Raw genomic sequence first — 26,836 nt, 5'->3', positions numbered from 1 at the left:
AACCCCCGTTGATTGAGTTACTCTTTAGTGCCCCAGTTTGCTTTCATTGCCATTGACCAGCCGTTGGATATTCGTTCTATGCCGCCACAAAGACATCGCTCCTACTACGCAAGCAAGGTAAAAATATGGCCACGGATGCCCATAATGATCCATCGTTACAAACAAGAGGAACGGGGTTGCCAGGGCAAAAATGATCGAGCCAAGTGATACGTAGCGTGTAATGATGACAGCCAAAATCGCAACAATTCCAACGTAGATGGCCGGGAAAAAGATCAATGCCGCGATTACACCAATCGTTGTGGCTACACCTTTCCCCCCGCGAAACCGATGATACACCGGCCAATTGTGGCCGAATATTGCCAGCAAACCGCTAATTGCCGGGGCCCATCCTTCGTATCCTTCAAAGAGGGAAAGGCCTGTCCCACTAAATAAGCTTTCAGCCCAGAAACCGATCCAAACGGCGATAACGCCCTTCAAACAGTCCAGCGCGAGCACCAAAATCGCGGGTCCTTTTCCAAGCACCCTTAACGTATTTGTGGCTCCCGCGTTTCCGCTTCCAATTTGGCGGATATCAATTTTCTTCACCTTTTTCGTAATGATATAGCTGACACTCAACGACCCTAACAGATAGGCCATTACACCAGCGATAAGTACATCCATCGTTGAGGCTCCCCCTCCCCTCTCCGTGCAAAAAATGGAAACGGCAATTGAGACTACGGGTCATTCTTTTTACGGGCAATTACTTTTAATGGTGTCCCCTCAAATGCAAAAGCTTCTCGCAAGCTGTTTTCCAAAAATCGGCGATACGAAAAATGCATCAACTCCGGATCATTCACAAATACGACAAATGTGGGCGGGCCAACAGCGACTTGCGTGGCATAATTAATACGTAATCGTTTCGTCCCGGATGTGGGTGTCGGGTTCATGGATACCGCATCGAGCACCACATCATTTATCACATGCGTAGGCACGTGCATTTGATGATTTTCCGAAACCCGCTGGACGACGGGGAGCATTTTTTGAACACGTTGATGGGTTTTTGCCGATACGAATGCAATCGGTGCATAGGACAGAAATGCGAATCCCTTGCGGATCTGTTCCGTAAATTCATCCATCGTGCGATCGTCTTTAGAAATTGCGTCCCATTTGTTTACGACAATAATAACGCCTCTCCCTGACTCATGGGCATAACCTGCTATTTTTTTGTCCTGCTCAATGATGCCTTCTTCGCCGTCAATGACAACGAGAACGACATTCGCCCGTTCCAGCGCCCGTTGAGCTCGCAACACACTATATTTTTCCGTATTTTCGTATACTTTTCCGCGCTTTCTCATTCCTGCCGTGTCGACAATGCGATATTTCTGATCATCTTTTGAAAACGAAGTATCAACGGCATCCCTAGTCGTGCCTGCAATCTCGCTTACAATCACTCGTTCTTCCCCGAGAATTGCGTTCACCAAAGAAGATTTTCCGACGTTTGGACGCCCGATCACGGCAAAATGGATGGTATCAGGCTCAAGGTCGTTTTCTTCTTTCGCAGGAAAATAAGTAAACACTTCATCAAGCATGTCACCAAGGCCGCGTCCATGCGCTCCCGATATTGGAAAAGGTTCCCCAAGCCCAAGTTGATAAAAGTCATAAATTTGCGTCTGCATCTCCGGGTTATCTATTTTATTCACGCCGATCACTACCGGTTTATTTGAACGGTACAGCAATTTGGCGACATCTTCATCAGCTGCTGTCACCCCATCACGCCCATTCACGAGCAACAGGATAATGTCCGCTTCTTCTATTGCAATTTCAGCCTGTTGGCGCATTTGTTCCAATAACGGTTCCTCATCAAAAGTAATCCCGCCTGTATCAATTAAATGAAACGTGCGGTTGAGCCACTCTCCTTCTGCGTATATACGATCGCGGGTGACTCCCGGTATGTCCTCAACAATGGCGATCCGTTCGCCGACAATGCGATTGAAAATCGTTGATTTCCCTACATTTGGGCGGCCAACAATCGCAACGACCGGTTTTGACATTTTTTGCCTGCCTCCTATTCCTCAATCTGTATGCATTGCTCTAATATTTAGCCTCGACTTCTATAACGGCAGACCGCTTGAGCGTTTGACATTGCTCATGCCAACCAATTTCCATGCTAGTTGTTCCAACAAGTGCCAACACACCAACAGCGTAAGGACAGCTGACAATGTATTATAAAAAAAAGCATCTGCCAAATACAAATTTCCCGTTAATGGCATAACGGTTACGGCAGCAATCAGTTCGCCAAAAGCAAATGCCAACAAAATTAATGGGTACCGACTTTCCGCATGGCCGTGCGAAAATACCGTTACAAAAGAAAGAACAGCAGCAGGAACCCATGTCTCACCCAGCAGAAATATAACCGGATTATACCAAACCATTAACTGAAAACTTGCATATAAAAGCATGAGCGCGACGGCAAGTATAATGACCTTCCATTTATAGGCATTAGGCAGGATTCCGGTCCAAACACAAGCAAGCACAATAATGATCCCGTATCCCGCTGACCATTCTGCAACACCTAACGATAACGACATTGGCGCATGGATCATCAATAACAAAATAGCAGCACCAAGAAAGGCTTGTCTTTTGGTTCTCTGCATCAAAAAAGTGACCACAATCCAAAGCATCCATGCAAACCAAAAAAATAGCACATACTCCATATGAAACCTCCTGTCCGGATACCCTCTATTATGGACAGGAATGAAGATTCATAGACGGGAGGTTACTATTCTCGTGGTGCAAGCGGAAAACAATCGGCGAATCCAACGATTCGCCGATTGTTCCCGCGTCGCATTTGCTGCCTAAAGCAATTGTTTAGCTTCGATATTTGTCCAACTGATCACCGATCATGTCGCCAAATGAAAACCCTGTATGGTCTTCTTCCGGTTCTTCAAATTCCCGTTGTACTTTGTTTTCCGTAGTGCCTTCTTCTTCCAGCTCACGGATGCTGAGCGAAATTCTTTGCTCCGATGGGTTAATATCCAGCACTTTCACTTGGACCGCTTGTCCTTCTTCAAGCACTTCGCCGGGAGTGCCAATATGGCGGTTGGCAATTTGAGAAATATGAACAAGGCCTTCCACTCCCGGAGCAACTTCTACAAACGCACCGAAAGAAACGAGCCTTTTTACCTGGCCGTCGATGACATCTCCCGGTTGAAATTGGCCTTCAATAAGTGTCCAAGGCCCAGGGAGTGTCTCTTTAATTGATAAAGACACTCGTTCTTTCTCCGGATCAACAGCTAAAATCTTAACTTGAATTTCTTCGCCTTCTTTGACAATCTCCCCCGGAGATTCAACACGGTGATGGGCCATTTGCGAGATATGAACCAATCCGTCAACTCCGCCCACATCAACGAATGCACCGAAAGAAGTGAGCCGTTGAACTTTCCCGGTTACTTCCGAGTCAATCTCGAGATTTTCAAGCACATCTTTTTTCCGGTGCTCTTCTGCTTCGTCCAGAACTGCTCTTCTTGAAAGGATCAGCTTGTTATCTTCCGGATCAATTTCAATGATTTTAAGTTCCAGTTGTTTTCCTTTGTAGTCAGAGAAATCCTCGACAAAATGCTGTTCAACGAGCGATGCCGGAATGAAACCGCGGACGCCTACGTCAACGACAAGGCCCCCTTTGACGATTTCCGCTACCTCTGCTTCGATCAGATCCCCTTGCTCAAATGATTGTTGCAACGACTCCCATGCCTTTCCGGCACGTGCGCCGCGAAGGGAAAGCACAAGCTCATCATCTTCCACTTTAATGACCTTCAGCTCCACTTCGTCGCCTTCACTTAACACATCCGATACTTTTTCCACGTGCAGGCTGGAAATTTCGCTGATCGGGATGATGCCGTCTACTTTGTATCCAGCGTCTACAAACGCTTGCTTTTCTTCTACTTTCGTTACTGTTCCGCTGACGATATCGTCAACGTTGATTTCCTTTACATTTGCCATTTCATTGTTCATCTCTTCGTCCATTGCCGATTTGCCTCCTTACCCTTGTCGGGAACAAAACTCTTTTTCGCAGGTAAGAAAGTATAAATCAACTTTCTTTCTTACCTACATAATTGCAACTAAGGCTTTCGCCATCAAAGCTTGGCGATAAGCCAAGTTTTATAATACAAAACCCTTTCAGTAAAAATGAAAGAATGATGTTAACGTTATTTCGGACCTTCCATTTCATCCCTGAGCATCCGAATGTGGCTCATGATTTGATCGGTTACTTCTTGGGATGAAGCTTTTTCATTTCTTAAATCATCGAGCGGGACCGGCGGTCCATAGCGAAGTACCACTCTGCGAAAAGGCTTGTATGTACCCCGTACATACGCGGGGATAACCGTTGCTTCACTTTTCAATGCAAAAAAGCCGGCGCCGGCAAGCCCTTCTTTGATTTCACCCGTCTTACTGCGATTTCCTTCCGGAAAAAGGAGCAACATTTCCCCGTTCTCGAGAACACTTATCCCTTTCCGTAATGCCCCGCGGTCACTGCCCCCTCTTTTTACCGGAAAAGCACGCAACCTTACAAGCAAGGGACCAAACCATTTTGAGGAAAACAATTCTTCTTTCGCCATAAATCGGAGGGGGCGCCTTATATACGAACCGAGTAAAGGGGGATCGAGATTGCTCTTATGATTGCTGCAAATAATGACAGGCCCTTGCGCCGGTATATTTTCCTTTCCCTCAATTTTGGCGAAAAAAACCAACGATAAAACGATACGGCAAACCAGCTTACCGATTCTGTATAACATCAGTCTTCATTCTCCTTCTCCCGGGCGATACGGCAAATACGAGCGACCACTTCTTCGATCGTCACGTTCGTCGTATCGATGAGCACCGCGTCTTCTGCTTGCCGCAAAGGAGCGGTCTCCCGCTGACGGTCAAGCCCGTCCCGCCGTTTTAACTCTTCTTTTGTTGTGGTTATATCAGAATGGCGCTGATTCGCTATATTTTCCAAATGCCTACGTTTCGCTCTTTCTTCCACAGATGCATCCATGTATATTTTTAATTCGGCACCGGGAAGTACGTAAGTACCGATATCCCTCCCATCGAGGACGACCCCTTTCTGTTTCGCTAACTGTTGCTGTCTGGCCACCATCTCTTCCCGAATTTTTCGGTGGGCGGAAACTTCAGAGACCTTTGCGGTCACAGCTTGTGTGCGAATCTCCTCTCCGAGCCGCTCTCCGTTCACAAGCACCTGCACTTCGCCATCGCTTTGTTGTTCAAGGGTAATTTCCATCTCTTCCAGTATTTGGATAAGCGATTGTTCGTCTTGTTCGGATACTTGCGCTTGTAATGAAAGAAAAGTGAGAGAGCGGTACATCGCCCCTGTATCGATGTATAGGTACGATAATTCGTTAGCTACTTTTTTCGCGACCGTACTCTTTCCTGAGCCAGCCGGTCCATCAATGGCGATGTTTATCTTGTGCATATTGCCCCCCGTATGTAAAAACTGGTCTCGTTATGTCGGGGCGACCCGAACACTGCTTTAAGCTTATCATACAAGCGTATACAAGACAAACGATTGACTATTATTAGCCGAAAAAAAAGAATATTGAATAATATATCTCAACATTAACATTACGACTGGGAGTAAAACCGACGAATAGCCGTAACCATTCGCCGGTTCCTATTACATTGCATCGTAGACAGGTTCTGCCCCTTGCATCCGCTTGACGTCTTCTTCCATACCGTCATTTGCATTGATAAACAATTGATACGTATCATCGTTCATCGTTCCGTACAATTCATACGTTAATACTTCCTCGCCATTTTGGTTTTCAATCACTGCCAAATGCTCTTCTCGTATCTCCAGATTCTCGTGCACTTCGTCTAATGCTTCTTCCAATTCAAGCTCCGGCTCCAGATCATGACGTTCGCGATGATTCGCGAGATAATCGGTTCCTTTGTAACCAACAACATCTCCGTCGTCAAGCGCCACTTTCATAATGATCGCGTCCGGATACAAGCGTGCATCATTCGCTGTTGGAACAAACTGGAAGGTTCCGATTGAATCATATTGCTTGCTGTCTACCAGTTCTACATCATCGAACCCTCGTTCATCGAGAAATTCAGCGGCAATTTCGGATGCTTCATTTAAGCTGATATTCGTCTCCGTAATCGGCCGGTCTTGCATCACCCATGTCGGCAGCCCGCCTCTTGCTGTCATTTCCACGGCATAATTGCTTTCTCCATCCGGATCCTCGAGATAAACTTTATAACCTTCATAGGGGATTCCATCGCCAAGTTGATGGACCTCTCCATTCACGTCATCCGGCATATTTAAAAATTCACGGGCACGTTCAACGGCTTCTTCCTCATCGAATAGCTCTTTGTCCTCAACCACATTTGCAAGTCGTTCTTCCGCATCGTCAGGAAAGCCTGAAGCGGTATCATCGTTCCAATTATTTTCGGAAAAACCTTTTGCTTTTTCATCGATTTGTTGAATGCCATCGATGGCTGTTCCTTCCCCGGGATCTGTGTTGGCCACCAATTCCGATTCGATATCAGACCAACGAATATCATCGGAGAGTACATTCGCTTGTACACCGCGCAAGTCTGAGGATATTTCGCCTGCTTGATCATAAAATGTTTCCAGTTGTTCATATTCGTCATCGGTTAATGGTTCATCCGCCCGATCACGTATGGCAACATCATGGGTGAAATCAGCAACGTTGGACAGATACTCTTCTGTCTTATTGATAGGAACAAGGCCCATCGGAAGATCACCCATATCACTATGTGCCAATGATGAAATTCGCCATACCTCCGCCATTGATCCGGTCATATTGGAAAGGCCGTTTGTTGCCAAAGACGCTCCCAACTCGTCTTGCATATGATCCAGGTGAAAGGCGAGTTGGTGAAATGCTTTCTGATAATTGTTTTCATGGCTTACCGCCAGTGCTTCTTTTTCCTGGTGTTCGTTATAAGCGAACACACCGGTCCCAATCAGGGCAACCGATAAAACAGCAATGAGAATTGCTCGAAACATCCAATCACCTCCTATTAATCTGCAAACACGTGTTTTCCGATTTCTGTATGCACATCACGGCTAAAGATCCATTCGGACGTGGCTGTTACCGGGTTGTAATAATAAGCAGCTCCGTTTGACGGATCTTGCCCATTAATCGCGTCCAAGACAGCCTCGCGCGCTTCTTCATCCGGCTCCAGATAAATTTGTCCATCCGCAACCGCAGTAAAAGCTCTCGGCTCAAATATTACTTCGTTTGCCGTGTCCGGAAATTCAGGGTCATCGGTGCGGTTAATAATAACGGCCGCGACCGCTACTTTCCCTTCGTACGGTTCACCTCTTGCCTCTCCATGGACGGCATTTGCCATGATTTGTATGTCATTGTCCGAATACCCTTCCGGAGCATTCATTGCTTTTTGCACATTGGCCTGGTCATCCTGTTCCTCATCTGGTTGCTCCTCGTCTGTATCCGGTTGTTCGCCTTCTTCCTCTTCCGGTGCAGGAGCAGGCGCTTCTTCATCCTCTGCTGCTCCTTCCGGCGCAGGTGCTTCTTCACCTGTCGGTTCTCCTTCTTCCGGCTGCGGTTCTTCAGGTTCAGGAGCTTGTTCTCCCTCTCCTTCACCACTTCCTTTCGGACCTTTTTGTATCTCTTTCGGTGTGTCTCCATAATGGGTAAATTCCCGTGCATTTTCTAAAGCTTCTTGTACGTGCTGCTCATCAAATTCTGTCGTTTCTTCCAACTGATTTTTCATTTCCGAACCGACAAGTCCGTCGACCTCCATCTCAAATGCTTCTTGATACTCACGCACCCCCCAATATGTGCTCCAGCCAAATACACCATCAATTGATTGGTCAAAATAACCAATGTATTGAAGTCTGGCTTGCAACTCTACAACATCATCTCCAGTTGCCCCTTGCTGGATGATTTGATCACTAAAGGCTTCACCTCTGTCAGTGGCAAATCCCAAAACGCCACCCAGCACGATTAGCGTTGCAAGGAAGTAGCGAACGCTTCCTTCCATTTGCCTTACCTCCTTCTTTTTTCACTAATAACTAACTTTCATTGGCTTTATTTTTCGATAAAAACCAGAATTTATACGTGAAAAAGAAAAAGTCTACCGTAACGGTAGACCAAGGAAGTTTTTAACCCGAACAAACGGGGATTTTATGCAGTTCCCCGTTATTTTATGAAAAGCGCATCTGTTGCGCTGACCTGGTTTTGATATCACTCGTAAGCGCGGCAGTGATATGGTAACGCAAAAACGGGGTGATTAAATAGATACGTCCAAACAACTCAAGACTGGCTCCCTGTAATTCTTTTGCGATGGCCATCCCCTCTTCTTCGCCTTTTTGAACATCTTTTCCGCACTCAGCCATTCGTTTTCGCACTTGCTCCGTAAGTTGAATGCCTGGAACCTCATTGTGCAAGAATTCGGCATTTCGCCCGTTGATTAAAGGCATAATGCCGACGTAAATCGGAATATCCAAATGGGCAGTCGCTTCTTTTAGTTGATGTAAAGTCTCCACGTCATATATCGGTTGCGTCATCACGAAATCAGCTCCGGCCACGATTTTTTTCTCCAACCGTTTCACAGCTTTAGCCATGGAACTCACATTTGGATTGAATGCAGCTCCGACGGTAAATTTCGTTTGCAACCCCAATGGACGCCCGGAATGGCTAAATCCTTCATTCATGGCCTTAATCAATCGGATGAGGTCAAAAGAGGTAAGATCATATACGGATGTTGCTCCCGGAAAGTCCCCCACCTTCGTCGGGTCCCCGGTAACGGCAAGCACATCTCTGATTCCCAAGGCATGCAGTCCCAGCAAGTGAGATTGCATTCCGATTAAATTGCGGTCCCGGCAGGCGATATGAAGCAAGGGATGTGCGCCTGCTTGCTGTTTAATAAGCGTCGAGGCAGCCAAATTATCAATACGGGACGTGGCCAGGGAGTTGTCCGCAAGCGTAACCGCATCGGCGCCTGCCTCATGGAGCGTCTGCGCCCCGTTTAAAAATTTGTCCATTTTCGTCAGTGACTTAGGCGGGTCCAGTTCCACGATGATGGAAGGATCTTTTTTATCCAATTGGAGGGTGTCTCCAACCTCCGCCGAAGCTTGTTCGCGCACGGCAGATACTTTTGTACGCTCCTTAACTGCCGGGGATTGGCCTTGCAGTTTTTCAGTAAAGGAGCGAATATGTTCGGGCGTTGTCCCACAGCAACCACCGAGCAAGTGCACGCCTTGTTTCCGGAACTCCTCTGCTTGGCTTTTAAAATAATCCGGGTTTGACTGATAAACGAGACGGCCATCTTGAATACCGGGTAAACTCGCATTTGGATAAGCGGAGAGATAAGCTCCTTCCGGCAAGGAGATTTCTTCCAAAGATGCAATTGTCTGGGCAGGTCCCATTCGGCAATTAATCCCGATGACATTGGCCCCTTCATTCCACAAACGCAAAAGTGCATCATTGACGGGGATGCCCCCGTGCAAAACGCCCACATCCCCTAATGAAACATTCCCGATCACCGGCATGTCCGGTGATAATCGTTTAATGACCCGAACGGCTTGAACGAGTTCATGAAGATCATAGTACGTTTCCAAAAGAATGACATCGGGATCTTCAGATAAAAGTGCTTCCGCTTGCGATTGCGTAGCTGCTTTTATTTCTTGATTATTGAAAGGACTTGCTCTGCCGTCACGAATCCCGCCAATAGTCCCCGCTACATACACATTTTTTCCTTTCGCCGCGTGTTTTGCAAGGCGCACCCCTTGAGCATTGATCTCGCCCATTCCGTGCTCTAACCCATAATTCATGAGCTTAAGCTGATTCGCTGCATACGTATTCGATTGAATAACATTAGCGCCCGCTTCAATATATTCTTGATGGGCGGATACAACCATCTCTTCAGCATGGCGATTGGCGTCTTCGATGGAACCGCTATGCCCTCGGTCATACAACAAAGTGCCGATCGCTCCATCTCCAATTAAGATCTCATTCTGCAATTTATCCAGAAACTTCATCTTCATCCCTTCTTTCCCATGTTAAGCTTGGATCTTGCGTTCTGCTTCCTCCAGGGCCGTTTCTATATCGGAAATGATATCTTCGTGACTTTCAATCCCACATGATAAACGCATTAATTCATTCGTCACGCCGTTCTTAATCCGGACACTTTCAGGAATATCCGCGTGGGTTTGCACACTTGGATAAGTCATTAAACTCTCGACGCCACCCAAACTTTCGGCAAATGTGACGAGGCGTAAATGGCGAAGCAATGGATCGACAAGCTTCTCATCCTGAACTTTAAACGAAAGCATCCCGCCTCTGCCTGGATATAGCACTTCCGTAATGAGCGGGTGCTTTTGCAACATTTCCGAAACAGCACGGGCATTTTGTTGATGTTTTTCCATTCTTAACGCCAATGTTTTCATCCCGCGGAGCAACAACCAGGAATCAAAAGCTCCTAGTGTCATCCCGATGCCATTTTGGATATTGAAAAGACGCTCCCCCAAAGCTTCATCATCGGTAACGACGAGCCCGGCCACGATATCGTTATGGCCGCCCAAATATTTAGTGGCACTATGGATAACGATATCCGCCCCAAATGCAAACGGTTGTTGTAACAATGGCGTATAAAAGGTGTTATCAACAATCATGAACAAATTGTTTTCTTTGGCTATGTTACTGAGCGCCTGTAAATCCGCTTCCTGCATTAATGGATTTGTCGGGGTTTCAATAAAAAGCGCTTTTGTATTATCTTCAATCAATTGCTCAACGGATTGCAGATCTCTTGGATCGACATAACGCACATCCACTCCCCACTGCGGCCAGTATTGGCGAAACAATCGGTATGTACCTCCATACAAATCCATGGAAGCGATAATCTCGTCTCCTTGGGAGAACAAACTAAGCACAGCTTGAATCGCTGCCATGCCGGAACTGCAAGCAAAGCCGTGCTTTCCCCCCTCCAATTCAGCGATTGCCTCTTCAAGCACTTCCCGTGTCGGGTTGCCCGTACGGGCATAATCGTATCCTGTCGATTCACCGACACCCGTATGTTCAAAAGCAGTGCTCATGTAAATCGGCGCATTGACGGCACCGGTCCGTTTATCTCTTCGATTTCCTGATTGAACAAGCTTTGTCTCCCTCGTATATGATCTATCCATCATTCCCACTCCTTCCAAGCTTGCTGAAACTGCCAATTAGAGATTGTTCAAAAAGTCAGGTAAAAATAAAAATGCCTTCTTCTCTTGGTTCGAATAAGAAGAAAGCATTTCCGCCGAATGCTCTTCTTATCTTTCAGAACCACTACCAGTTCCAAAGGAAGTAGCACCTGACTCCGAAGAGCTGGTTGCTGAGACATCTTTGGGCCTTTCCCTCCGTCTCTCTTGATAAGAAAAGAGTTATCTATTCTGTTGCTATTTCACAATCCTACAAGAATATCCGTCATGTTTCAAGAGGCTAAGCTATCCCTTTTCACTTTCACTTGTTGCGGTGAAAAAGACAAATTTAGCGTTATCCTCATTTATAAGCGCTATCTTCGTGGGATAGGGGCAGGATCACTCTGGAGATGCTTCAACGACGAAATTATCTTCATTGCCGCATACGCACTGCTTAAACCCTGTCTCATATTGTCCGTTCTCCTTTTGGCGGCCTCGCAAGATATATTTCTCGCCGCAATCGGAGCAACGGATCACAATCCGGTACCTGGTATCCGTCGTCACTGGCGCTCCCTCCTTCGCGTGCGTATACCAACACTGGCGTTTCCATAAAATATTTTTCCGTTTTTTTACTTGCTAAACGCTTCCTCGAGATCCTTAACGCCAGTTTCCAAAAGCACATGGAGCTTTATTTTTGCTTTTCGGCTACTATAATCTTTTCCTAAAAGGACTCCATGATGCAGTAGATCATACGTGCTTCCTTCATACTCATAAGCAGGGTAGACTTCGCCTTCGTTTGCACTCGTTGTAACGACAATCGGTATACGGGCATGCGCGATCACGGGCATAAAAGCCGGTGGCACTTGTCCTCTTCCCAACCCTTCAAGAACGACACCATGAATGCCGTCCATTTCCAGCAAATGCCATAACAAATCGGGGGAAGCTCCTAAATGGACTTTAACAATTTCAATTTGAGAGCGGGCATGTTCAATCCTTGTTTTAGGCTTATAAATATCGCGGTAAAGGGGGCGTTGATAAAGGTTTACGCGTTCATTGTCAATGAGTCCGAAATATCCGTATCCCGGCGCGTAAAACCCTTGTACATTGGAAGTATGTGTTTTTTGTACATATCTCGCGGAAAAAATATGTTCATTAAACACAACCACAGATCCAAGCTGGGTGACCTGTTCGTCGGCAGCGGCTATCATTGCGTTTTGAAGATTGACGAATGCATCACTGCCTACTTGATCCGGCCCCCGCTGGGAACCAGTAACGACGAGAGGTTTTTCGTTCTCTATGGTCAGGTCTAAAAAGTAGGCCATTTCTTCCAATGTATCCGTTCCCGATGTAACAACCACGCCATCGATGGCCTCATCTCGCAGCAAGTCTGTAACCATTACCCTTAATTGCCATAAATCGCCATACCCGATGTGGATGGAAGGCTTGTTAAACAAAGAAACAATCTCCAACTCCAATTCAAAGGGGACGTCACACATATCAACAAGTTCTTCGCCGCTTCTTTCCCCGGCACGCAAACGTCCTCCATTTGTCTTTTTGCTCGCGATCGTCCCTCCGGTCGTGACCAATGCAATTTTTTTCATCGTTTGAAGCCCCTTACGTTTGCTGTACATTTTCTCTGTTTGCGATTGTCTCTGCAATTCGGTATCCGTGGAATCTCCCTGTTTCAATTAAAATCTCATTCGCGTTATTTCCCGCTGCCACTACACCGGCGATAAAAAGACCTGGCACGTCCGTTTCGAAGCTTTCCGGATCATAAAAAGGCCTTCCGGTATGTTCATCAATCCCCACACCGGCAGCTGACAGAAACCGATGATCAGGGTGATAGCCAATCATGGCAAACACGAAATCAGCGTCCAGTTCATTTTCTTGACCGTCTTTTTCAAAATAAACGCTCGTTTCCGTAATTCTGCTGATCTCAGCACCGAAAATCATGCGAATGCTCTCTTTTCGGACAAGCGCTTCGAATTCAGGCAAAATCCACGGCTTAATGCTCGATGAGTACGTTTCTCCCCGGTATAGAACGGTAACATGCGCACCCGCTTTTTCCAGTTCCAATGTAGCATCAACCGATGAATTTCTCCCGCCGACCACGACGACATTTTGTCCATGAAAAGGGTGGGATTCCTTAAAATAATGATAAACATGGGGAAGGTCCTCCCCTTCGCAGCCAAGCTTATTCGGGTGGTCATAGTAGCCTGTCGCCATAATCACATAGTCGGCCTGATAGACATTCTTTTTCCCTTTAGCGGTCGTATCCACCACAAACGTCCCGTCCCCCGTTTTCCGGACGTTTTTTGCAGTTTCATACGTATGGATGCGCAACTGTTTTCGGTCAACGACTTCTCGATAATAAGCGAGCGCCTCGCTTCGCCTTGGTTTACGGTCTACCGTAACAAAAGGAATATCCCCAATCTCCAATTTATCAGGGGTGCTGAAAAAGGTTTGGTGCGTCGGATAGTGATAAATGGCCGAAACAATATTTCCTTTTTCAATGATTAGGGGATCGTATCCTTTTTCCCTGCAAGCAATCGCGGCCGCCAATCCACATGGGCCGGCGCCGATGATCATAATCTTTTCTTGTGCCAACTGCTATTCCTCCAACTTTTACACTTTCCAAAACAAGATGGATTTATACGCTCCGGCCGCTCACACCCATCCGCGTAAACGGCTTGCGTTCGCCAATTTTTGAATGCCGGCCATACGGGCGGCTTCATGCATATTCACATTACGCTTATTGGATACATCAACGATCGATGTCAATGCTTCTTCCAACAAGCCTTCCAATGCTTGATTCACTTCTTCTTCCATCCAAGCGTAGTCTTGGTTATTTTGAACCCTCTCCAAATAAGACAGCGCAGTGTTGGCGGCATTCGTCAATAGACCCGGAATCACGCATGTCCCATGATGATGCAAACGGGCGCTTGCTTCTTCCGAAATCTTCCCCCTGCCGGTTTCAATATAAATGCCGGCTTTGACTGTTTCAGCGTCATGCGCCGTTAGTTCGTTTGGATCCCTGGAAGAGTCCACGATCATTTCGCAATCCTCGGCGAGCAGTTCATCTTTGGAAATTGATTTTTTGAAAATGTTCGTGACCATTCCAAAACTATCACGGCGATCCATTAAATAATCCACATCAAGCCCGTCAGGATCATACAGAGCGCCGTGGCCATCGGAGATACCAACGATCTTTACGCCGGCGTCGTTTAATGTTTGGGCAACATACGTCCCTACATTGCCGAATCCATGGATGATGGCACGGGCTTTTTCCAACGGCAGCTTTATGCGTTTGGCTGTTGCTTTGGCCGCGATTACAATGCCTTTTCCGACAGCTGCTTCCCTGCCGAGTGACCCTCCCAATATCAACGGTTTTCCGCTAATAAACCCAGGGGAATGATTGGTTTTTAGTTGGCTGAATTCATCAAGCATCCATGCCATTATTTGTGTATTGGTTATTGCATCGGGGGCAATAACATCTTTCGTCGGGCCAATAAAAGATATAATCGCGCGAACGTAGCCACGGCTCAATGCTTCAAGTTCACGAAAGGACAACTCCTTTGGATTGCAAACGATCGCGCCACTCGCTCCCCCATATGGGATGTCGATGACCCCCGCTTGCAATGACGTCCAAATTGCTTGAGCCTGAACATCTTTTTCCGTCACTTCCGGGTGGAACCGTACCCCGCCGATTCCCGGTCCAATCGCATCGCTATGCTGGACACGGAAACCGGTAAAGGTCTTGGTTTCACCGCTGTCCATTTTTATAGGGATTCGAACAGTAAGGGTCCGAAGCGGTTGTTTTAGCAATTCATAAACTTGGGATGTATATCCCCATTTTTCTAGAGCTGAGGCTATGAGTTCTTGCATAATCGTTAAACGATCATGGCTTTTTTCTTTGTCGGAATCAACCACCGACTCCTTCCCCATCAGGGTCACCTCCGTGTGGTTCATTGAATTGGGGCATGATTTATCCACAATGTCAACGTAAACATAATATCTTTATACATGGTCCTTCCAACCACAACTATATTAAAAATCACCTTCGTTTTCCACAGATTCGGTCTCAAACCCAAACGCGCTTGCCAATACAGCTACAGCTTCTTTTTCAATCAGCAGTGATCCATGTTCTTTAACGAGAGCGGGAGAATACGGGCAAGCTTCTCCAAACTCGGAAATAAGGGCCACGCAACGGTCATACCCCAAAAAATAGCGCGTGCTAACCGGAAAACAAAGATAGTAGCACCCATCCATGGACATAAGCGAACCGTTTTTAACGCCGATTCTTGTTAATAAAGCAACGAGTTGCAATACGGCCTCGAAGTCATGGAATTTATAAAATAAATCCTGCCGTTCATCTACGGTAATGTCCATTTCAATCATGTCGTCATCGTCATGTTCATTATCCGTCTTGGAAATATGAATGACCATCCCTTGGGCAGGCAAGGCAAACACTTCAACGGAAAGCGTTCCATCGGCTTTAAATCCAAGGGAAGCATCGGCTTCCATCACAAGGTCACGAAATAGTTGATGGACACGAGGGCGATCCATCCATAAATCATCTTTCGTTAACCCGCGCTCTCTTAAATCATCAAAGGTGAGGAACACTTTAATTTTATTAGCGGCGATCCGTTCCAGGCGCATAACCGCCCCTCCTTTTGGACCCAGCCTTAACCGGCCTTTTTTATAAGTTATTCAACGGAACTTATTCTCGTTCTTTAAAAGCATAAGTCACTTGCCCTTTTTGGCAAAAGAACCATGCATTTCTTTATGTATACCGGACGGGCGAAAGCCCTCTGGTTTGGTGAAGCGGCAAACCCGCGCTTAGATTTGCCACTCTTTGGATAAGCGTCGCAAGCCTTCCCCTGCTTTCGATTGGATCGTGCGCGTGAAAGAAATGGGGGTGTCCACCTCTTCATTGATGTAAATACGCTCCTTCGCAGCGAGTTCCGGCAATTGATTAACGGGGGCTACTTGTAAGCTCGTCCCAACAACGAGCAACACATCTGATTCCCTTATTTTCCGGGCTGCGTATTCCCACGCTTCCATCGGTAACTGCTCGCCGAATAATACAATGGCCGGGCGAAGTTTGCCCCCACAATGATCACAACGTTTTTTCGCGATAAAATCTTCCTGTTTTGCTTTCTCGCGGCAGTCGTGGCATCTAAATTCTCTCAGATTTCCATGCAATTCCGCAACGTTTTCACTTCCGCTCGCTTGATGTAACCGATCGACATTTTGGGTAGCAATAACAGAAACGATTCCTTGCTTTTGCCATTCCGTGATGATGGCATGTCCGCTATGTGGTTCGATTGACTTCAGGCGATCCAGACGGTTCCCGTAAAAAGAATGAAAGGTATCGTATTGGTCTTCAAGGGCTTCAACAGTCGCCGTTTGCATCGGGTCGTGGTTCGCCCATAATCCTGTTTGCGAGCGGAAATCGGGCACGCCGCTTTCCGTAGACATTCCTGCACCGGTTAAAATGGCCAATCGTTTCGGATGACCCATAACAAAATACCTCCGTTTTTTCGACAAATTGCCATGCATTTCAATGGTAAGCTTATTCCATTTTATTTATAATGATAGTATACATTATTATCGCGTCAACGAGGTGTAAAATGGATTATATCGTATTTATTTTAGGTGCTGCTTTTTTTGGGGCAGGATTTTTTTTGCTGCTGCTTTTTCTTTACTGGAAAAAACAGCTTGTGCTGCCGTTTGTTTTTATGATCCTTGGCGTCATTTTTTGTTTTATCGGTCTCGTCATTGCCGACCCTTTAACACACGAGGCTTTCTATCCTTCCTTAAACGGCCGTCCGGGCCAGTGAGCTAAAACGGATAAACATCATAAAAAAAAGAATGGATGGCTGCTAACAAGCGGCTATCATCCATTCTTTCCTTCTGATGCTGCACTTATCGATGGTACAAATTAACACCATGCTCCCTCTCCAGCCATTCGAACAATGTATAGCTATACGCGCGTAGCTGCTCTGTATTCCAAATTTCCTCGTAGCGGTCGACAACCTCGTTTCTTAATTCGGTATACTCTTGCTCCGCTTCGTCACGTTTTTTCTTTTCGATGATAAGAAAGACCGAAGCACCGGCACACAATGCTACAAACAAGAAGCCATAACCGGAACGAAAAAATTGCACCATTTCAGACCCTGCGTTTGATTCTGCCATGGAAAACAAAAAAAACAACATGAGCGCAAACATTGCCGTCGTTATCCAACCGGCAACGATGACCAACCGTTCCCGTTTTTGTTCTTCTTTTTTTCTTTCTATAAGCTCTCGGACAACGCGTTCTGCAATCGGTGTCATATACGCCTCCTTGTGAACAGCCATACATACACCTCCATTGGATACATATGTCCGAACCATCCCCGGCATTCATGCCTTGTCTTTATGAGAAAAATGCCATCCAAAAAATAACGAAAACCAGAACGATGAACAAGGATAAGAGCACCCGCGCAATCATCGGGCTTTTATAGTAATCTTTCCTCACCGCAGAAAGGTCTTCCTCGTTTGATTCGGTCTCATGCTCTTTTTTCTTGGTTTTTTTCCTTGTGCCGTGTGTATCCAACCTTGAAGGCAGGGACGTAGCCGATTCTTCACGTTGTTCTTCTCGATTTTGTTCTTCTGTCATCATGCAACGCTCACTCCTGGTTCCCTATAATTGTACATTAACCGAACAATGAAATTTTGACAACAGAAAACGACGATCTTTTCATCATTGATTAAATCCGGCTGGATCCGCCATTACACCATGTGATTCCAACCGCTTTTGTAATTTTTCGGTTGCAATTAACGTTTTCAAGTTCTACAATGATAGCGAAGAAGGATTCTGGCCATAAGTGGAGGCAAGGGCAGAAAATGTATACGATTGTCGATAAAGATACATGTATTGCTTGTGGCGCCTGCGGCGTGTCTGCCCCCGATTTGTTTGATTATGACGAAGAAGGTTTGGCAGAAGGCATGCTTGATCATAATCAGGGAACCTGCAATGTGCCGAGCTCGCTTCACGAGGATTTGCAAGACGCCTTTGAAGGCTGTCCGTCGGATTCGATTAAAATAGCAAGTGAATCCTTTCACGGCGACCCTTTAATGTTTGACAATTACAAAACCACGACTTGATGGGAAACCACCCCCGCTTTAGGGGGATTTTTACATACGCTGGCCTTTGATACGTCAGAGCGCTAAAAAGAGGAGCTGGAGATAATTGATTGTAAAAGCTGATGTAGAGACGAGCTACGCTGTACTCGTAGCCGACACGATGAGCGAAGACGGTTTGCTGCCATTGGCACAAAACGAAAATATCGAAGTTGTGCAGGGAAAACCAAACGAGGTGGATGATTTATCCCGTTTTTCCGCCTTGCTCGTCCGCAGTGCCACCCAGGTAGACGCGGCCCTGCTTGAGCAAATGCCTGAGTTGAAAATCGTGGCCAGAGCCGGAGTCGGGATCGACAATATCGATCTTGATGCAGCCACAAAACACGGCGTCATTGTTATCAACGCTCCGGATGGGAACACGATCTCTACGACAGAGCACACTTTCGCAATGATGATGGCTTTGTTTCGCAATATTCCACAAGCCTACACATCGTTAAAAAACCATGAATGGAACCGAAAAGCTTTCCAGGGGACAGAGCTACGCGGGAAAACCCTGGGCATTATCGGGTTAGGCAGAATTGGCACTGAGCTCGCCAAACGTGCAGCCGCCTTCCAAATGAATACCGTTGTTTTCGATCCATTTTTAACCGCTGACCGCGCACAAAAAATAGGCGTTGAATTGCTGGGTCTGGAAGAACTTTTACAAACCGCCGACGTCATTACCGTTCACACGCCCCTCACAAAAGAAACAGAAGGGCTTCTCGGAACAGACAATCTGGCAAAAACAAAACCCGGTGTTTTCATCCTGAATTGCGCTCGCGGGGGATTATTGATGAAGCTGCTTTAAAGGAAGCGCTGGATAGCGGCCACGTCGCCGGTGCCGCACTTGATGTTTTCGAGCATGAACCGGCAGACAATTTCAATTTGATTGACATGCCACAAGTAGTCGCCACCCCGCATATTGCCGCGTCCACATTGGAAGCGCAAGAAAGCGTGGCCGTTCAGGTCGCGGAAGAAGTGATCCAAGTGCTAAAGGGCGCACCTGCGGCTCACTCCATTAATTTGCCGGCGATATCGGAAGAATTATATGAAAAAATCCGACCGTATTATGAGCTTACGAATACAATGGGCCATTTTGTCAGCCAATGCGTGAAATCAGCAGTGCAGCATATTGACGTTTCCTTTAGCGGAAATATCGCGCGCGAAGAAACCTCCGTACTTTCCCGCAGCTTTATGGCCGGATTTTTGTCTCCGCGAATCGATGCTCCTGTAAACGTCGTCAATGCCGGTGTGATTGCCGAAGAACGTGGCATCTCCTATAGCCAAGCCCATACTTCTGAAACTTATGGGTATGCGAATCTCGTCGAAGCACATGTAAGCGGAGATAACGGTGATTTTACTCTGCAAGGGACATACATCGATGCCTATGGTCCTCGTATCGTAAAAATCAACGGGTTTAATGTGGACCTGATTCCATCCGGGCATTTGATCTATATCCGCCACAGCGACCGGCCAGGTGTCATTGGCAAAATGGGACAATTACTAGCCCGACACGACGTGAACATCGCGACAATGCAAGTAGGAAGAGAAGAAGAAGGCGGGGAAGCCATCATGATGCTGGCCGTTGACAAGGAAGTTACGGACGCGGTTATCAATGACCTTACTGCAGTAGAAGAGATTTACGCCGCCGACCCGATTGAATTTCACAAATAAAAGGAGCCGCCCTTTGGAGGCGGCTTTTTTTGACTGTAAATGATTGAATCGTTTTCTCGCCCGCCATTCCTACATCAACAGACGTTTGAATAACCATTTAAGACACATGCCGCCAGCGCATCATAAATGACCGGCCGCGGATCTGCCTCATTAGCTTCAAGACCAGAGATGGCAATGGTTAATCCATTCATGATGATAAATAATACGAATGAAAATAAGAGGACAACGGCAATACGCTTCGCATAGTCAAGCATCATTCCCCAAGCAACCTCACTTTCCTTCCCGCCATTGTGAACCTATGTCACAATGCAAGCATTTAGAACACCAACCATCCTGCCTCTGAAAGAGCGCAAAATCCACCTGCGCATGAACAGCCTTCAATCTTCTATTTTCTGTACCTCCAGTAACAGTTTTTGCAATTCGGCTCCAGCGGTTTGTCGGGCATTTTCCATTCTGCAAGCCTCTCCATTTGGATCACTGCCAACCGTAACCGTACCCAGTTCAAACCTAGGATGTAAAAACACAGCTAATTGTTTTGTGAGCTCCATGAGCAAACCAGCCAAGGCTTCTTCATGGAGTTTTGAAAATAAAATGGCGATAACATTCGCATTCCGATTCGCATGTAACGTTGCTCCCAATATAATGTTCTGCCCATTATCCTCTTCGATGTGTTTCAATCTGACGCTTGGCCCTGGCTGCCAATCAAAAGACCGGTCAATCGGAAACGGATCGAAAGGTTTTATGTCCATTCCTTCACGAGGGAAAACGACTCTGATCTGCTTTTTCCAGGAATGCGTGAACGGAACACCGGAAAACACGTTGAACGGCACAGGAAGGTCAACGATGGCCGCCATGCCATCTGCCGAAAGTTGAGGCTTTTGGGGTTGGTTTTCCCGTAGAGTGCCGGGGGTTAGCAGTAGTTGTTGTTTTGGAATATCCGGGTGTCTGACGTTGCTTACTCGCGCCCCGTAATGAGCGTAAATACGTTCTTTCGTCAGCACCTGAGCCGGTTCATCGCAAATTTTTCGCTCCCCTTCCTCCAAAAGAAGAACCCGGTCACAATAGAGTGCCGCCAAATTCAGGTCGTGAAAAATAATACCAACAGCGCCGCCTTTTGCAACGCTCCATTTTTTTAATGCATCCAAAAATTTCATTTGATAAGCAATATCCAAATGATTGGTCGGTTCATCCAATAGGATCACAGCCGGACGCTGGGCAAACGCCCGGGCAAGATAGACGCGCTGACGTTCTCCGCCGCTCAAGGTTTGCAGCGGCTGGTTCCGGTATTGAGCGACATCCATCTCAGCCATTGCTCGTTCAATGGCATCTTCATCTTTTTCGTTAAAAACGGATAACCACCGGCGCGTGTGGGGGTAACGGCCCAGAGCCACAAATTCACGTACGGTATAGTAAAAATACACAGACGCCTGTTGGGACACCACAGCCAACAACTGTGCCCGTTCCTTATCTTTGTAAGTCTGTAACCGGTGGCCGCAAAGCCGCACCTCGCCTCCCATTAATGGCAAGGCTCCGGTACAAAGCTGCAGCAAGGTTGACTTCCCGCTCCCGTTCGGCCCAACGATCCCGAGCATTTCCCCTTCATTTATCGTAAACGAAACGTCTTGTACGACAGCTCGTTGTCCGTAACCACCCGTAATGCGTTCTGCCTTTAGCATCATCATCCCCCCTGCACACGCTGTTGCCTTATGAGTAAATACGCAAATATCGGAGCACCCGCGAGGGCTGTTATGACCCCGATGGGCAACTCCATGGGCGCAAGCGCGAGACGAGCGATGATATCCGCCGCGATCAAAAAACCTCCGCCGATCAACAGCGACACGGGCAAAAGATGACGATGGTCAGGACCTGTCAATATTCGTACAAAATGAGGGACGACAAGGCCCACGAAACCGATCGTTCCGGCAACGGAAACCGCCGCGCCCGTTAAAACGGCCGCGCCCGTCAATATCAACACACCGCTCCTTTTCACACTGACCCCTATATTGCGTGCAAAATCCAGCCCAAACGAAAAAGCATTCATCTCTTTTAAATGGCTCATCAACACCAACGCACCGACGAGAAAAAAAGGGATCATTAACTGCACATAATTCCAGCCGCGCATACCGACGCTGCCCAACAACCACTGTACGGCCTGCCGCAGTTCTTCCCCCGCAAGCGCGATCAATAGCGACAAAAACGCGCCCAAGAAGGCGCTAATAATAATGCCGATTAAAATAATCGTTTCTGCCGATAAAGAACGGCGCATACCCCTCGCAAACGCCAACAACACGAGAAGCGTCACCAGGGCGCTTCCGATGCTTACCACGGGCAATGTGAAATTCCCCAAAAACGGAATCGTAAATTGAAAAAAGATAACGACGACTGCTCCAAGAGCAGCGCCGGAAGAAACACCGAGTGTGTATGGATCGGCAAGGGGATTTCGCAAAAACCCTTGAAAAGCTGCACCCGCCATTGCCAAAGCAGCTCCAACGAGAAAAGCGAGGAGCGTTCGCGGAAGTCGAATATCCATCACAATTTGTGATTGGATGGCGTCTATGGCTGTCGATTCCATTCCGAATAAAGAAGCACTCAAAATCATGAGCACTTCATTCGGGGCAATCGCTTGACTGCCGGCAGATATGCCGAGCACAATCATACTTGCCGAAAAGAGAACCGCCACTGCATACAACATTCGTGGTGTTTGCTTGCGATCAATTTGGCTAGTTTGGCCACTCGTCTTCATAAATATGTGTGGCAAGTGTGCGCAACCCCTCCGTGAGTCTAGGTCCGGGCCTGGACAAGAGGTCGCCGTCCAAGCTGTAGACAGCCTCCTCCTGAATCGCGGTCACTTCTTGCCACCCCTCTCTTTCCATGATCGTTTCTTCATCGCCATAGGTTGTAATGATCACATCCGGATCCAATGCAACCGCGTCTTCCTCTGTAAATGCTACCCAGCCCTCGCTGTCTTCAGCGGCATTTCTGGCACCCACAGCTGTCAGCATATCATCCATAAACGTACCGCCCCCAGCCGTATAAAGATCCGGGTCGCTTGACACTTCGATCCATACCCGCTTTTGTTCTTCTTCCGGGATATCGCCGGTGACAGCTTGAATGTCCTCGATTTCACTTTCAATCGTTTCGATGATATCTTCCGCTTTTTCTTCACGGTTAACGACCGTGCCCACCTTTTCGATCACATCATAAGCTTCCTCCAATGACTGAGGGTCAGCGACCGTCAACACATCGATTCCTGCATTCTCCAACTGTTGAAGCCCTTCATTGGCAGCATCTCCGCTTGACGCATGGTCCAAGACGAGATCAGGTTCAAGGGCAAGCACACGTTCCACGTCAAACCCCATTCCCGATCCTACCGCTTCAATCGCTGCCGCCTCCTCGGGGTAATCGTCAAAATCGGTTACGCCGACGAGCGCATCGCCTTTATCCAACGCAAAAACAATCTCGGTATTGCTCGGCATCAAGCTGACGATGCGCTCCGGTTCCATCGTGATTTGTACAGCATGTCCATAGGCATCCTCAACCTCTATCGGGTAATGACTGCTTTCGGGGGCATCGGAATCCTCCGTTGTTGAGTCGTTTTCCATCTCTTGGGATCCACATGCTGTCAGCAACAAAAGCAACAGCATAAACATAAACGGTCGAACGATAGCTACAGCCCCCTAACAATTACAAGTGGCAAACTTCCCTTTACCGATATAAAAAGACCGTAAACGTCGATCCTTTATCGAGTTTGCTTTGCACGGATAATTTTCCGCCGTGGTTTTCGATGATATTTTTGACAATGGCAAGCCCCAGGCCGGTACCGCCATGGTTTTTGTCTCTTGTCCTTGCTTTGTCCCCTTTATGGAAACGCTCGAACACAAATGGGATATCTTCTTCCGAAATGCCTGCGCCTGTATCCATCACTTCAATCTTTATGCCTTCTTCCTGCGCGACAACTTTTAACGTCACACTGCCTTCATAGTCCGCGTGGCGAAGCGCATTGTGGAGCAAGTTCGTCATCACCTGTTCAACCCGGTCAGCATCCGCCTCCACCCACGGATCCGAACCATGGGTCTCATGATAGAGGTTGATATTTGCATCTTCAGCCATTGGTTTAAATTTGCGAAAAACCTTACCGGATAGGGTAAACAAGTCGACACGCTCCATCTGCATCGTTAATTGTCCGGATTCCATGCGTGCCATGTCCAACAATTCATTGACGAGTCTCCCCATCCGAAGGGATTCGTCGTAGATGATTTGCGACATCTCTTTTTCCTCTTCGCGGCTTTGGGCGACATCGTCGATCATCGCTTCACTATACCCCTGTAACATCGCGATTGGTGTACGCAGCTCATGGGATACATTGGCAATAAAGTCTTTTCGCAGTTTATCATTTTGCCGCTCTTCCGTCATATCACGAATGACAGCCACGACTCCACGGACAAACTTGTCGTGGTATAACGGGCTCATCAAAACACCAAACGTTCGGCCCTGCACATAAATTTCCGTTGTTTGTTCTTCCTCGGTATTCACAACCGTCTCGAACAATGCCTGTATCTCCTCGGGGATGCGTTCCCCGATTGTTTCTCCACCTTCTTCATACCGGTGGCTTTGCAAAAATTGATCAGCCGGTGGATTGCTCACCAACAAGTTGCCTTGGCGATTCAATGTAATAACGCCATCGACCATGCTGCTTAATATTCTGGAAAGTTGTTCTTTTTCCCTGTTTAGTGCTTCGATATTGTTGTTAAGCTGCCGGCGCATGCGGTTAAAGGCGATGGCTAAAAGGCCGATTTCATCTCTCGTCATCATTGGGACAGGCGTATCAAAGTTTCCTTTCGCAACTTCAAGCGCCGACTGCCGCATTTTACGCAGTGGAGCCGTCACTCTTGATGACAGAAAAAAAGCAAAAAATGTTGTTAATGTGAAGCCAATGCCGCCCGCCAAAAAAATCAATCTTCGTGTTTCTTGCGTGGTGTCTTCCATCACACCGAGCGATTGGTATAACAGCAGAGAATAGTCCGCTTCGTCTGTCATTTGGAAAGGAGCTGCCACAACGATAAAACCCGTTTCTTCTTCATATGCGTCTTCATAAATCAGTTGGGTCGTGATCGCCTCTTCGCCTTCTAACGCTGCCGATATTTCTTCAATTTCAGCCAGTTGGAAGGGAGGGATAGCGATTTCATCCCCGGACCCTTGAAACGAATTCCAATATGGCATTTCGTTGCGAAAAATAATCGCTTGCGTTCCGGAAGTCTCCGTCAGTTGTTGCACGGTGTCCATGCCGTCAAGCGTTTCCCCGTCTTCTTCCATGAGGGTGATGATGAAGGAGGCATGGCTCATTAATTCATCTTCTATTTGATTCAAATGCATGTTTTCGAAAAACTGATCCAATAAAACCATTAGTACGATGAGCACAGCCGCTACCAAGAGTAAAATGGTAAGCCAAAGCTTACCAACTACACTTCTCCAAATCATTTTGCGTTCATACTGTTCTCAAATTTATAACCAATCCCCCACACAGTCGTGATCATTTCGCCCGCTTCCGTTGAAATGTTATTCAATTTTTCACGCAAGCGTTTTACATGTGTATCGACCGTGCGAAGGTCCCCGAAAAACTCGTATTCCCACACATCTTTTAGCAGCTGTTCACGTGAAAATACTTTATCGGGGGTGCTGGCGAGATAATGCAGCAATTCATACTCTTTCGGGGTCAACAAAACTTCTTCGTCATCAACGGTTACACGATGGGCGTCATGATCAATGGTTATCTGATCAAACGCCAGAATATTTTTTGTTTGTGTGTCGGTGTGCAAATAAGCGGTTGTTGACGCTCGGCGCAACAATGCCTTCACACGTAAAATAACTTCCCTCGGACTAAAGGGTTTTACAATGTAGTCATCGGTTCCTTCTTCAAATCCTTGCACGCGTTCAGATTCTTCGCCTTTTGCCGTTAAAATGGCAACCGGTGTCGCTTTTATTTTCCGAAGTTCTTGAAGCACTTCAATCCCGTCCATACCGGGCATCATTAAATCAAGTAAAATAAGGTCATAGTCTGTTTCTTTTGCCAACTCAAGGGCAAATTCCCCATTTTCCGCTTCCTCGACTTGATAGTTTTCACGTTCCAAATACATACGCAGCAATCGGCGAATACGAGCTTCATCATCTACAACAAGGATTCTCTCGGTTTCTTCCATTGTTATAACCATTCCTTTCGCTACGCTCAAGGCACAAAACGTCATGAAATAAGTTGCTCTGAGCGCTTTTTGGTTTTATTCTAGACTTATAGGGATACACAGTTAACTACAAATCACGCGGAGGTGAGTGGGCCATTCCGATCGCGGGATGACCGAATTGTTATATGTGTAGATGGCCTTTTCAAGCACAAATAAGTGTGTCACCGAGCACGAAGACTTATCTTTGTATAAACACTCACTCGTTTATTGCTGGTCCATCAGTCAATGCTGTTCTATCCCTATATATTCTAGAAAGGAGTTAAACAACTTGATGGGATTAAAAAGTGTATATCCCATTTGTTGTGGCATTGACGTCCAAAAACCCTTTGTTGCTTGTATTGCTTCTACCGACAAAGGCTTCAAGACTTACAAACGCCATCGCTTTTCAACCTATACCAAATGGTTGAGAGAGCTGTCACAGTGGCTTTGTGAACACAATTGCAAAGATGTTTCCGTATCAAGGAAAAAAGGGTCTTAGAATTTAACGTATTACCATATATTACCATTGTCATCATCTCGTGATGGCCTATTTGTTATGCCCTTTTATTTAGCGAAAACCTTAACGATTTATTTCAGACTTCATACTCCTTTCCCTTGATGGTTAAATTCAGAG

At 46.8% G+C, this 26,836-nt stretch carries 26 protein-coding genes, 1 pseudogene and 1 riboswitch; of the genes and pseudogenes, 3 read left to right on the top strand and 24 right to left on the bottom strand.

The annotated features are described in order from the left end of the window. Positions 1-24: 24 nt before the first annotated feature. The 16 genes from plsY to EPH95_RS01035 all read right to left on the bottom strand — a co-directional run bounded on the left by plsY (position 25) and on the right by EPH95_RS01035 (position 16,672). Positions 25-660 (bottom strand): glycerol-3-phosphate 1-O-acyltransferase PlsY, encoded by a 636-nt coding sequence (plsY, locus tag EPH95_RS01105; RefSeq protein WP_142086591.1) that lies wholly within the window; start codon positions 658-660, stop codon positions 25-27. 53 nt (positions 661-713) lie between these two features. Then, positions 714-2,030: a ribosome biogenesis GTPase Der gene (gene der, locus EPH95_RS01100; protein ID WP_142086589.1), complete on the bottom strand. Its 1,317-nt coding sequence runs from the start codon at positions 2,028-2,030 to the stop codon at positions 714-716. Between the two features lie 60 nt (positions 2,031-2,090). Then, positions 2,091-2,693 (bottom strand): YphA family membrane protein, encoded by a 603-nt coding sequence (locus EPH95_RS01095; RefSeq protein ID WP_142086587.1) that lies wholly within the window; start codon positions 2,691-2,693, stop codon positions 2,091-2,093. Positions 2,694-2,847: 154 nt separating this feature from the next. Next, entirely contained in the window at positions 2,848-4,002 is a 1,155-nt protein-coding gene (gene rpsA, locus EPH95_RS01090; protein ID WP_142086585.1) for a 30S ribosomal protein S1, read from the bottom strand. A gap of 182 nt (positions 4,003-4,184) precedes the next feature. Further along, positions 4,185-4,772, bottom strand: a complete 588-nt coding sequence (locus tag EPH95_RS01085; protein ID WP_319592805.1) for a lysophospholipid acyltransferase family protein — start codon at positions 4,770-4,772, stop codon at positions 4,185-4,187. Continuing rightward, positions 4,772-5,452: a (d)CMP kinase gene (gene cmk, locus EPH95_RS01080; RefSeq protein WP_142086581.1), complete on the bottom strand. Its 681-nt coding sequence runs from the start codon at positions 5,450-5,452 to the stop codon at positions 4,772-4,774. The genes EPH95_RS01085 and cmk overlap by 1 nt, the downstream gene beginning before the upstream one ends. A 201-nt stretch (positions 5,453-5,653) precedes the next feature. Then, positions 5,654-7,012 (bottom strand): germination protein YpeB, encoded by a 1,359-nt coding sequence (gene ypeB, locus EPH95_RS01075; RefSeq protein ID WP_142086579.1) that lies wholly within the window; start codon positions 7,010-7,012, stop codon positions 5,654-5,656. 14 nt (positions 7,013-7,026) lie between these two features. After that, positions 7,027-8,013 carry a spore cortex-lytic enzyme gene (gene sleB, locus EPH95_RS01070; RefSeq protein WP_142086577.1) on the bottom strand — a complete coding sequence of 329 codons (987 nt, stop codon included), beginning with the start codon at positions 8,011-8,013 and terminating at the stop codon, positions 7,027-7,029. A gap of 163 nt (positions 8,014-8,176) precedes the next feature. After that, entirely contained in the window at positions 8,177-10,012 is a 1,836-nt protein-coding gene (locus EPH95_RS01065; protein ID WP_142086575.1) for a bifunctional homocysteine S-methyltransferase/methylenetetrahydrofolate reductase, read from the bottom strand. 21 nt (positions 10,013-10,033) lie between these two features. After that, the gene (locus EPH95_RS01060; protein WP_319592804.1) at positions 10,034-11,158 is read right to left on the bottom strand and encodes a methionine biosynthesis PLP-dependent protein; all 1,125 of its coding nucleotides are present in this window, start codon (positions 11,156-11,158) and stop codon (positions 10,034-10,036) included. Between the two features lie 120 nt (positions 11,159-11,278). After that, positions 11,279-11,387: riboswitch (SAM riboswitch) on the bottom strand. 161 nt (positions 11,388-11,548) lie between these two features. Further along, a complete protein-coding gene (locus tag EPH95_RS19050; RefSeq protein WP_193556999.1) occupies positions 11,549-11,713 on the bottom strand; it encodes a hypothetical protein in 165 nt (54 codons plus the stop codon). A 65-nt stretch (positions 11,714-11,778) separates the two neighbouring features. Then, on the bottom strand, positions 11,779-12,750 hold the full coding sequence (locus EPH95_RS01055; protein ID WP_142086573.1) for an asparaginase: 972 nt from the start codon (positions 12,748-12,750) through the stop codon (positions 11,779-11,781). A 13-nt stretch (positions 12,751-12,763) separates the two neighbouring features. Continuing rightward, the gene (locus EPH95_RS01050) at positions 12,764-13,756 is read right to left on the bottom strand and encodes a YpdA family putative bacillithiol disulfide reductase (RefSeq protein WP_142086571.1); all 993 of its coding nucleotides are present in this window, start codon (positions 13,754-13,756) and stop codon (positions 12,764-12,766) included. A 60-nt stretch (positions 13,757-13,816) separates the two neighbouring features. Continuing rightward, positions 13,817-15,094, bottom strand: a complete 1,278-nt coding sequence (locus EPH95_RS01045; RefSeq protein WP_193556998.1) for a Glu/Leu/Phe/Val family dehydrogenase — start codon at positions 15,092-15,094, stop codon at positions 13,817-13,819. A 102-nt stretch (positions 15,095-15,196) separates the two neighbouring features. Continuing rightward, positions 15,197-15,808 (bottom strand): adaptor protein MecA, encoded by a 612-nt coding sequence (locus EPH95_RS01040; RefSeq protein ID WP_142086569.1) that lies wholly within the window; start codon positions 15,806-15,808, stop codon positions 15,197-15,199. Positions 15,809-15,988: 180 nt separating this feature from the next. Continuing rightward, a complete protein-coding gene (locus EPH95_RS01035; RefSeq protein WP_142086568.1) occupies positions 15,989-16,672 on the bottom strand; it encodes an SIR2 family NAD-dependent protein deacylase in 684 nt (227 codons plus the stop codon). A gap of 110 nt (positions 16,673-16,782) precedes the next feature. Between EPH95_RS01035 and EPH95_RS01030 the strand changes: the two genes are divergently transcribed. After that, the gene (locus tag EPH95_RS01030; RefSeq protein ID WP_142086566.1) at positions 16,783-16,992 is read left to right on the top strand and encodes a hypothetical protein; all 210 of its coding nucleotides are present in this window, start codon (positions 16,783-16,785) and stop codon (positions 16,990-16,992) included. 85 nt (positions 16,993-17,077) lie between these two features. Here EPH95_RS01030 and EPH95_RS01025 read toward each other — a convergent pair whose 3' ends face one another. Both EPH95_RS01025 and EPH95_RS01020 read right to left on the bottom strand, forming a co-directional pair. Next, the gene (locus EPH95_RS01025; RefSeq protein WP_160141535.1) at positions 17,078-17,509 is read right to left on the bottom strand and encodes a DUF2663 family protein; all 432 of its coding nucleotides are present in this window, start codon (positions 17,507-17,509) and stop codon (positions 17,078-17,080) included. Between the two features lie 58 nt (positions 17,510-17,567). After that, a complete protein-coding gene (locus EPH95_RS01020) occupies positions 17,568-17,813 on the bottom strand; it encodes a hypothetical protein (RefSeq protein WP_142086562.1) in 246 nt (81 codons plus the stop codon). A gap of 224 nt (positions 17,814-18,037) precedes the next feature. Between EPH95_RS01020 and EPH95_RS01015 the strand changes: the two genes are divergently transcribed. Together EPH95_RS01015 and serA are read left to right on the top strand one after the other, a co-directional pair. Next, a complete protein-coding gene (locus tag EPH95_RS01015; RefSeq protein ID WP_142086560.1) occupies positions 18,038-18,298 on the top strand; it encodes a ferredoxin in 261 nt (86 codons plus the stop codon). Between the two features lie 139 nt (positions 18,299-18,437). Beyond that, a pseudogene (gene serA, locus EPH95_RS01010) lies at positions 18,438-19,987 on the top strand (phosphoglycerate dehydrogenase). A 74-nt stretch (positions 19,988-20,061) separates the two neighbouring features. Here the strand turns inward: serA and EPH95_RS01005 are convergent. The 6 genes from EPH95_RS01005 to EPH95_RS00980 all read right to left on the bottom strand — a co-directional run bounded on the left by EPH95_RS01005 (position 20,062) and on the right by EPH95_RS00980 (position 26,184). Next, the gene (locus tag EPH95_RS01005; protein ID WP_142086558.1) at positions 20,062-20,244 is read right to left on the bottom strand and encodes a hypothetical protein; all 183 of its coding nucleotides are present in this window, start codon (positions 20,242-20,244) and stop codon (positions 20,062-20,064) included. A 120-nt stretch (positions 20,245-20,364) separates the two neighbouring features. Then, a complete protein-coding gene (locus EPH95_RS01000) occupies positions 20,365-21,669 on the bottom strand; it encodes an ABC transporter ATP-binding protein (protein ID WP_142086556.1) in 1,305 nt (434 codons plus the stop codon). After that, the gene (locus EPH95_RS00995) at positions 21,666-22,679 is read right to left on the bottom strand and encodes a FecCD family ABC transporter permease (protein ID WP_142091430.1); all 1,014 of its coding nucleotides are present in this window, start codon (positions 22,677-22,679) and stop codon (positions 21,666-21,668) included. The genes EPH95_RS01000 and EPH95_RS00995 overlap by 4 nt, the downstream gene beginning before the upstream one ends. 28 nt (positions 22,680-22,707) lie before the next feature. Then, positions 22,708-23,589: an ABC transporter substrate-binding protein gene (locus tag EPH95_RS00990; protein WP_160141534.1), complete on the bottom strand. Its 882-nt coding sequence runs from the start codon at positions 23,587-23,589 to the stop codon at positions 22,708-22,710. Between the two features lie 103 nt (positions 23,590-23,692). Then, positions 23,693-25,465, bottom strand: coding sequence for an ATP-binding protein (locus EPH95_RS00985; protein ID WP_142086552.1), 1,773 nt, complete (start codon positions 25,463-25,465; stop codon positions 23,693-23,695). Continuing rightward, positions 25,462-26,184: a response regulator transcription factor gene (locus tag EPH95_RS00980; RefSeq protein ID WP_142086550.1), complete on the bottom strand. Its 723-nt coding sequence runs from the start codon at positions 26,182-26,184 to the stop codon at positions 25,462-25,464. Before EPH95_RS00980 ends, EPH95_RS00985 begins: the two co-directional genes overlap by 4 nt. Positions 26,185-26,836: the final 652 nt, after the last annotated feature.

It is taken from the genome of Salicibibacter halophilus (assembly GCF_006740705.1).
Classification (GTDB): domain Bacteria; phylum Bacillota; class Bacilli; order Bacillales; family Marinococcaceae; genus Salicibibacter; species Salicibibacter halophilus.
Note: the sequence above shows the minus strand (reverse complement) of the source record. Positions and strands in the feature narration are given on the sequence as shown.

Coding starts and splice junctions, on each gene's coding strand:
- plsY (WP_142086591.1), bottom strand. CDS start 660: ATGGATGTACTTATCGCTGGTGTAATGGCCTATCTGTTAGGGTCGTTG.
- der (WP_142086589.1), bottom strand. CDS start 2,030: ATGTCAAAACCGGTCGTTGCGATTGTTGGCCGCCCAAATGTAGGGAAA.
- EPH95_RS01095 (WP_142086587.1), bottom strand. CDS start 2,693: ATGGAGTATGTGCTATTTTTTTGGTTTGCATGGATGCTTTGGATTGTG.
- rpsA (WP_142086585.1), bottom strand. CDS start 4,002: ATGGACGAAGAGATGAACAATGAAATGGCAAATGTAAAGGAAATCAAC.
- EPH95_RS01085 (WP_319592805.1), bottom strand. CDS start 4,772: ATGTTATACAGAATCGGTAAGCTGGTTTGCCGTATCGTTTTATCGTTG.
- cmk (WP_142086581.1), bottom strand. CDS start 5,452: ATGCACAAGATAAACATCGCCATTGATGGACCGGCTGGCTCAGGAAAG.
- ypeB (WP_142086579.1), bottom strand. CDS start 7,012: ATGTTTCGAGCAATTCTCATTGCTGTTTTATCGGTTGCCCTGATTGGG.
- sleB (WP_142086577.1), bottom strand. CDS start 8,013: ATGGAAGGAAGCGTTCGCTACTTCCTTGCAACGCTAATCGTGCTGGGT.
- EPH95_RS01065 (WP_142086575.1), bottom strand. CDS start 10,012: ATGAAGTTTCTGGATAAATTGCAGAATGAGATCTTAATTGGAGATGGA.
- EPH95_RS01060 (WP_319592804.1), bottom strand. CDS start 11,158: ATGATGGATAGATCATATACGAGGGAGACAAAGCTTGTTCAATCAGGA.
- EPH95_RS01055 (WP_142086573.1), bottom strand. CDS start 12,750: ATGAAAAAAATTGCATTGGTCACGACCGGAGGGACGATCGCGAGCAAA.
- EPH95_RS01045 (WP_193556998.1), bottom strand. CDS start 15,094: ATGGGGAAGGAGTCGGTGGTTGATTCCGACAAAGAAAAAAGCCATGAT.
- EPH95_RS01040 (WP_142086569.1), bottom strand. CDS start 15,808: ATGCGCCTGGAACGGATCGCCGCTAATAAAATTAAAGTGTTCCTCACC.
- EPH95_RS01035 (WP_142086568.1), bottom strand. CDS start 16,672: ATGGGTCATCCGAAACGATTGGCCATTTTAACCGGTGCAGGAATGTCT.
- EPH95_RS01030 (WP_142086566.1), top strand. CDS start 16,783: ATGGATTATATCGTATTTATTTTAGGTGCTGCTTTTTTTGGGGCAGGA.
- EPH95_RS01025 (WP_160141535.1), bottom strand. CDS start 17,509: ATGGCTGTTCACAAGGAGGCGTATATGACACCGATTGCAGAACGCGTT.
- EPH95_RS01020 (WP_142086562.1), bottom strand. CDS start 17,813: ATGATGACAGAAGAACAAAATCGAGAAGAACAACGTGAAGAATCGGCT.
- EPH95_RS01015 (WP_142086560.1), top strand. CDS start 18,038: ATGTATACGATTGTCGATAAAGATACATGTATTGCTTGTGGCGCCTGC.
- EPH95_RS01005 (WP_142086558.1), bottom strand. CDS start 20,244: ATGATGCTTGACTATGCGAAGCGTATTGCCGTTGTCCTCTTATTTTCA.
- EPH95_RS01000 (WP_142086556.1), bottom strand. CDS start 21,669: ATGATGATGCTAAAGGCAGAACGCATTACGGGTGGTTACGGACAACGA.
- EPH95_RS00995 (WP_142091430.1), bottom strand. CDS start 22,679: ATGTTGTATGCAGTGGCGGTTCTCTTTTCGGCAAGTATGATTGTGCTC.
- EPH95_RS00990 (WP_160141534.1), bottom strand. CDS start 23,589: ATGGAAAACGACTCAACAACGGAGGATTCCGATGCCCCCGAAAGCAGT.
- EPH95_RS00985 (WP_142086552.1), bottom strand. CDS start 25,465: ATGATTTGGAGAAGTGTAGTTGGTAAGCTTTGGCTTACCATTTTACTC.
- EPH95_RS00980 (WP_142086550.1), bottom strand. CDS start 26,184: ATGGAAGAAACCGAGAGAATCCTTGTTGTAGATGATGAAGCTCGTATT.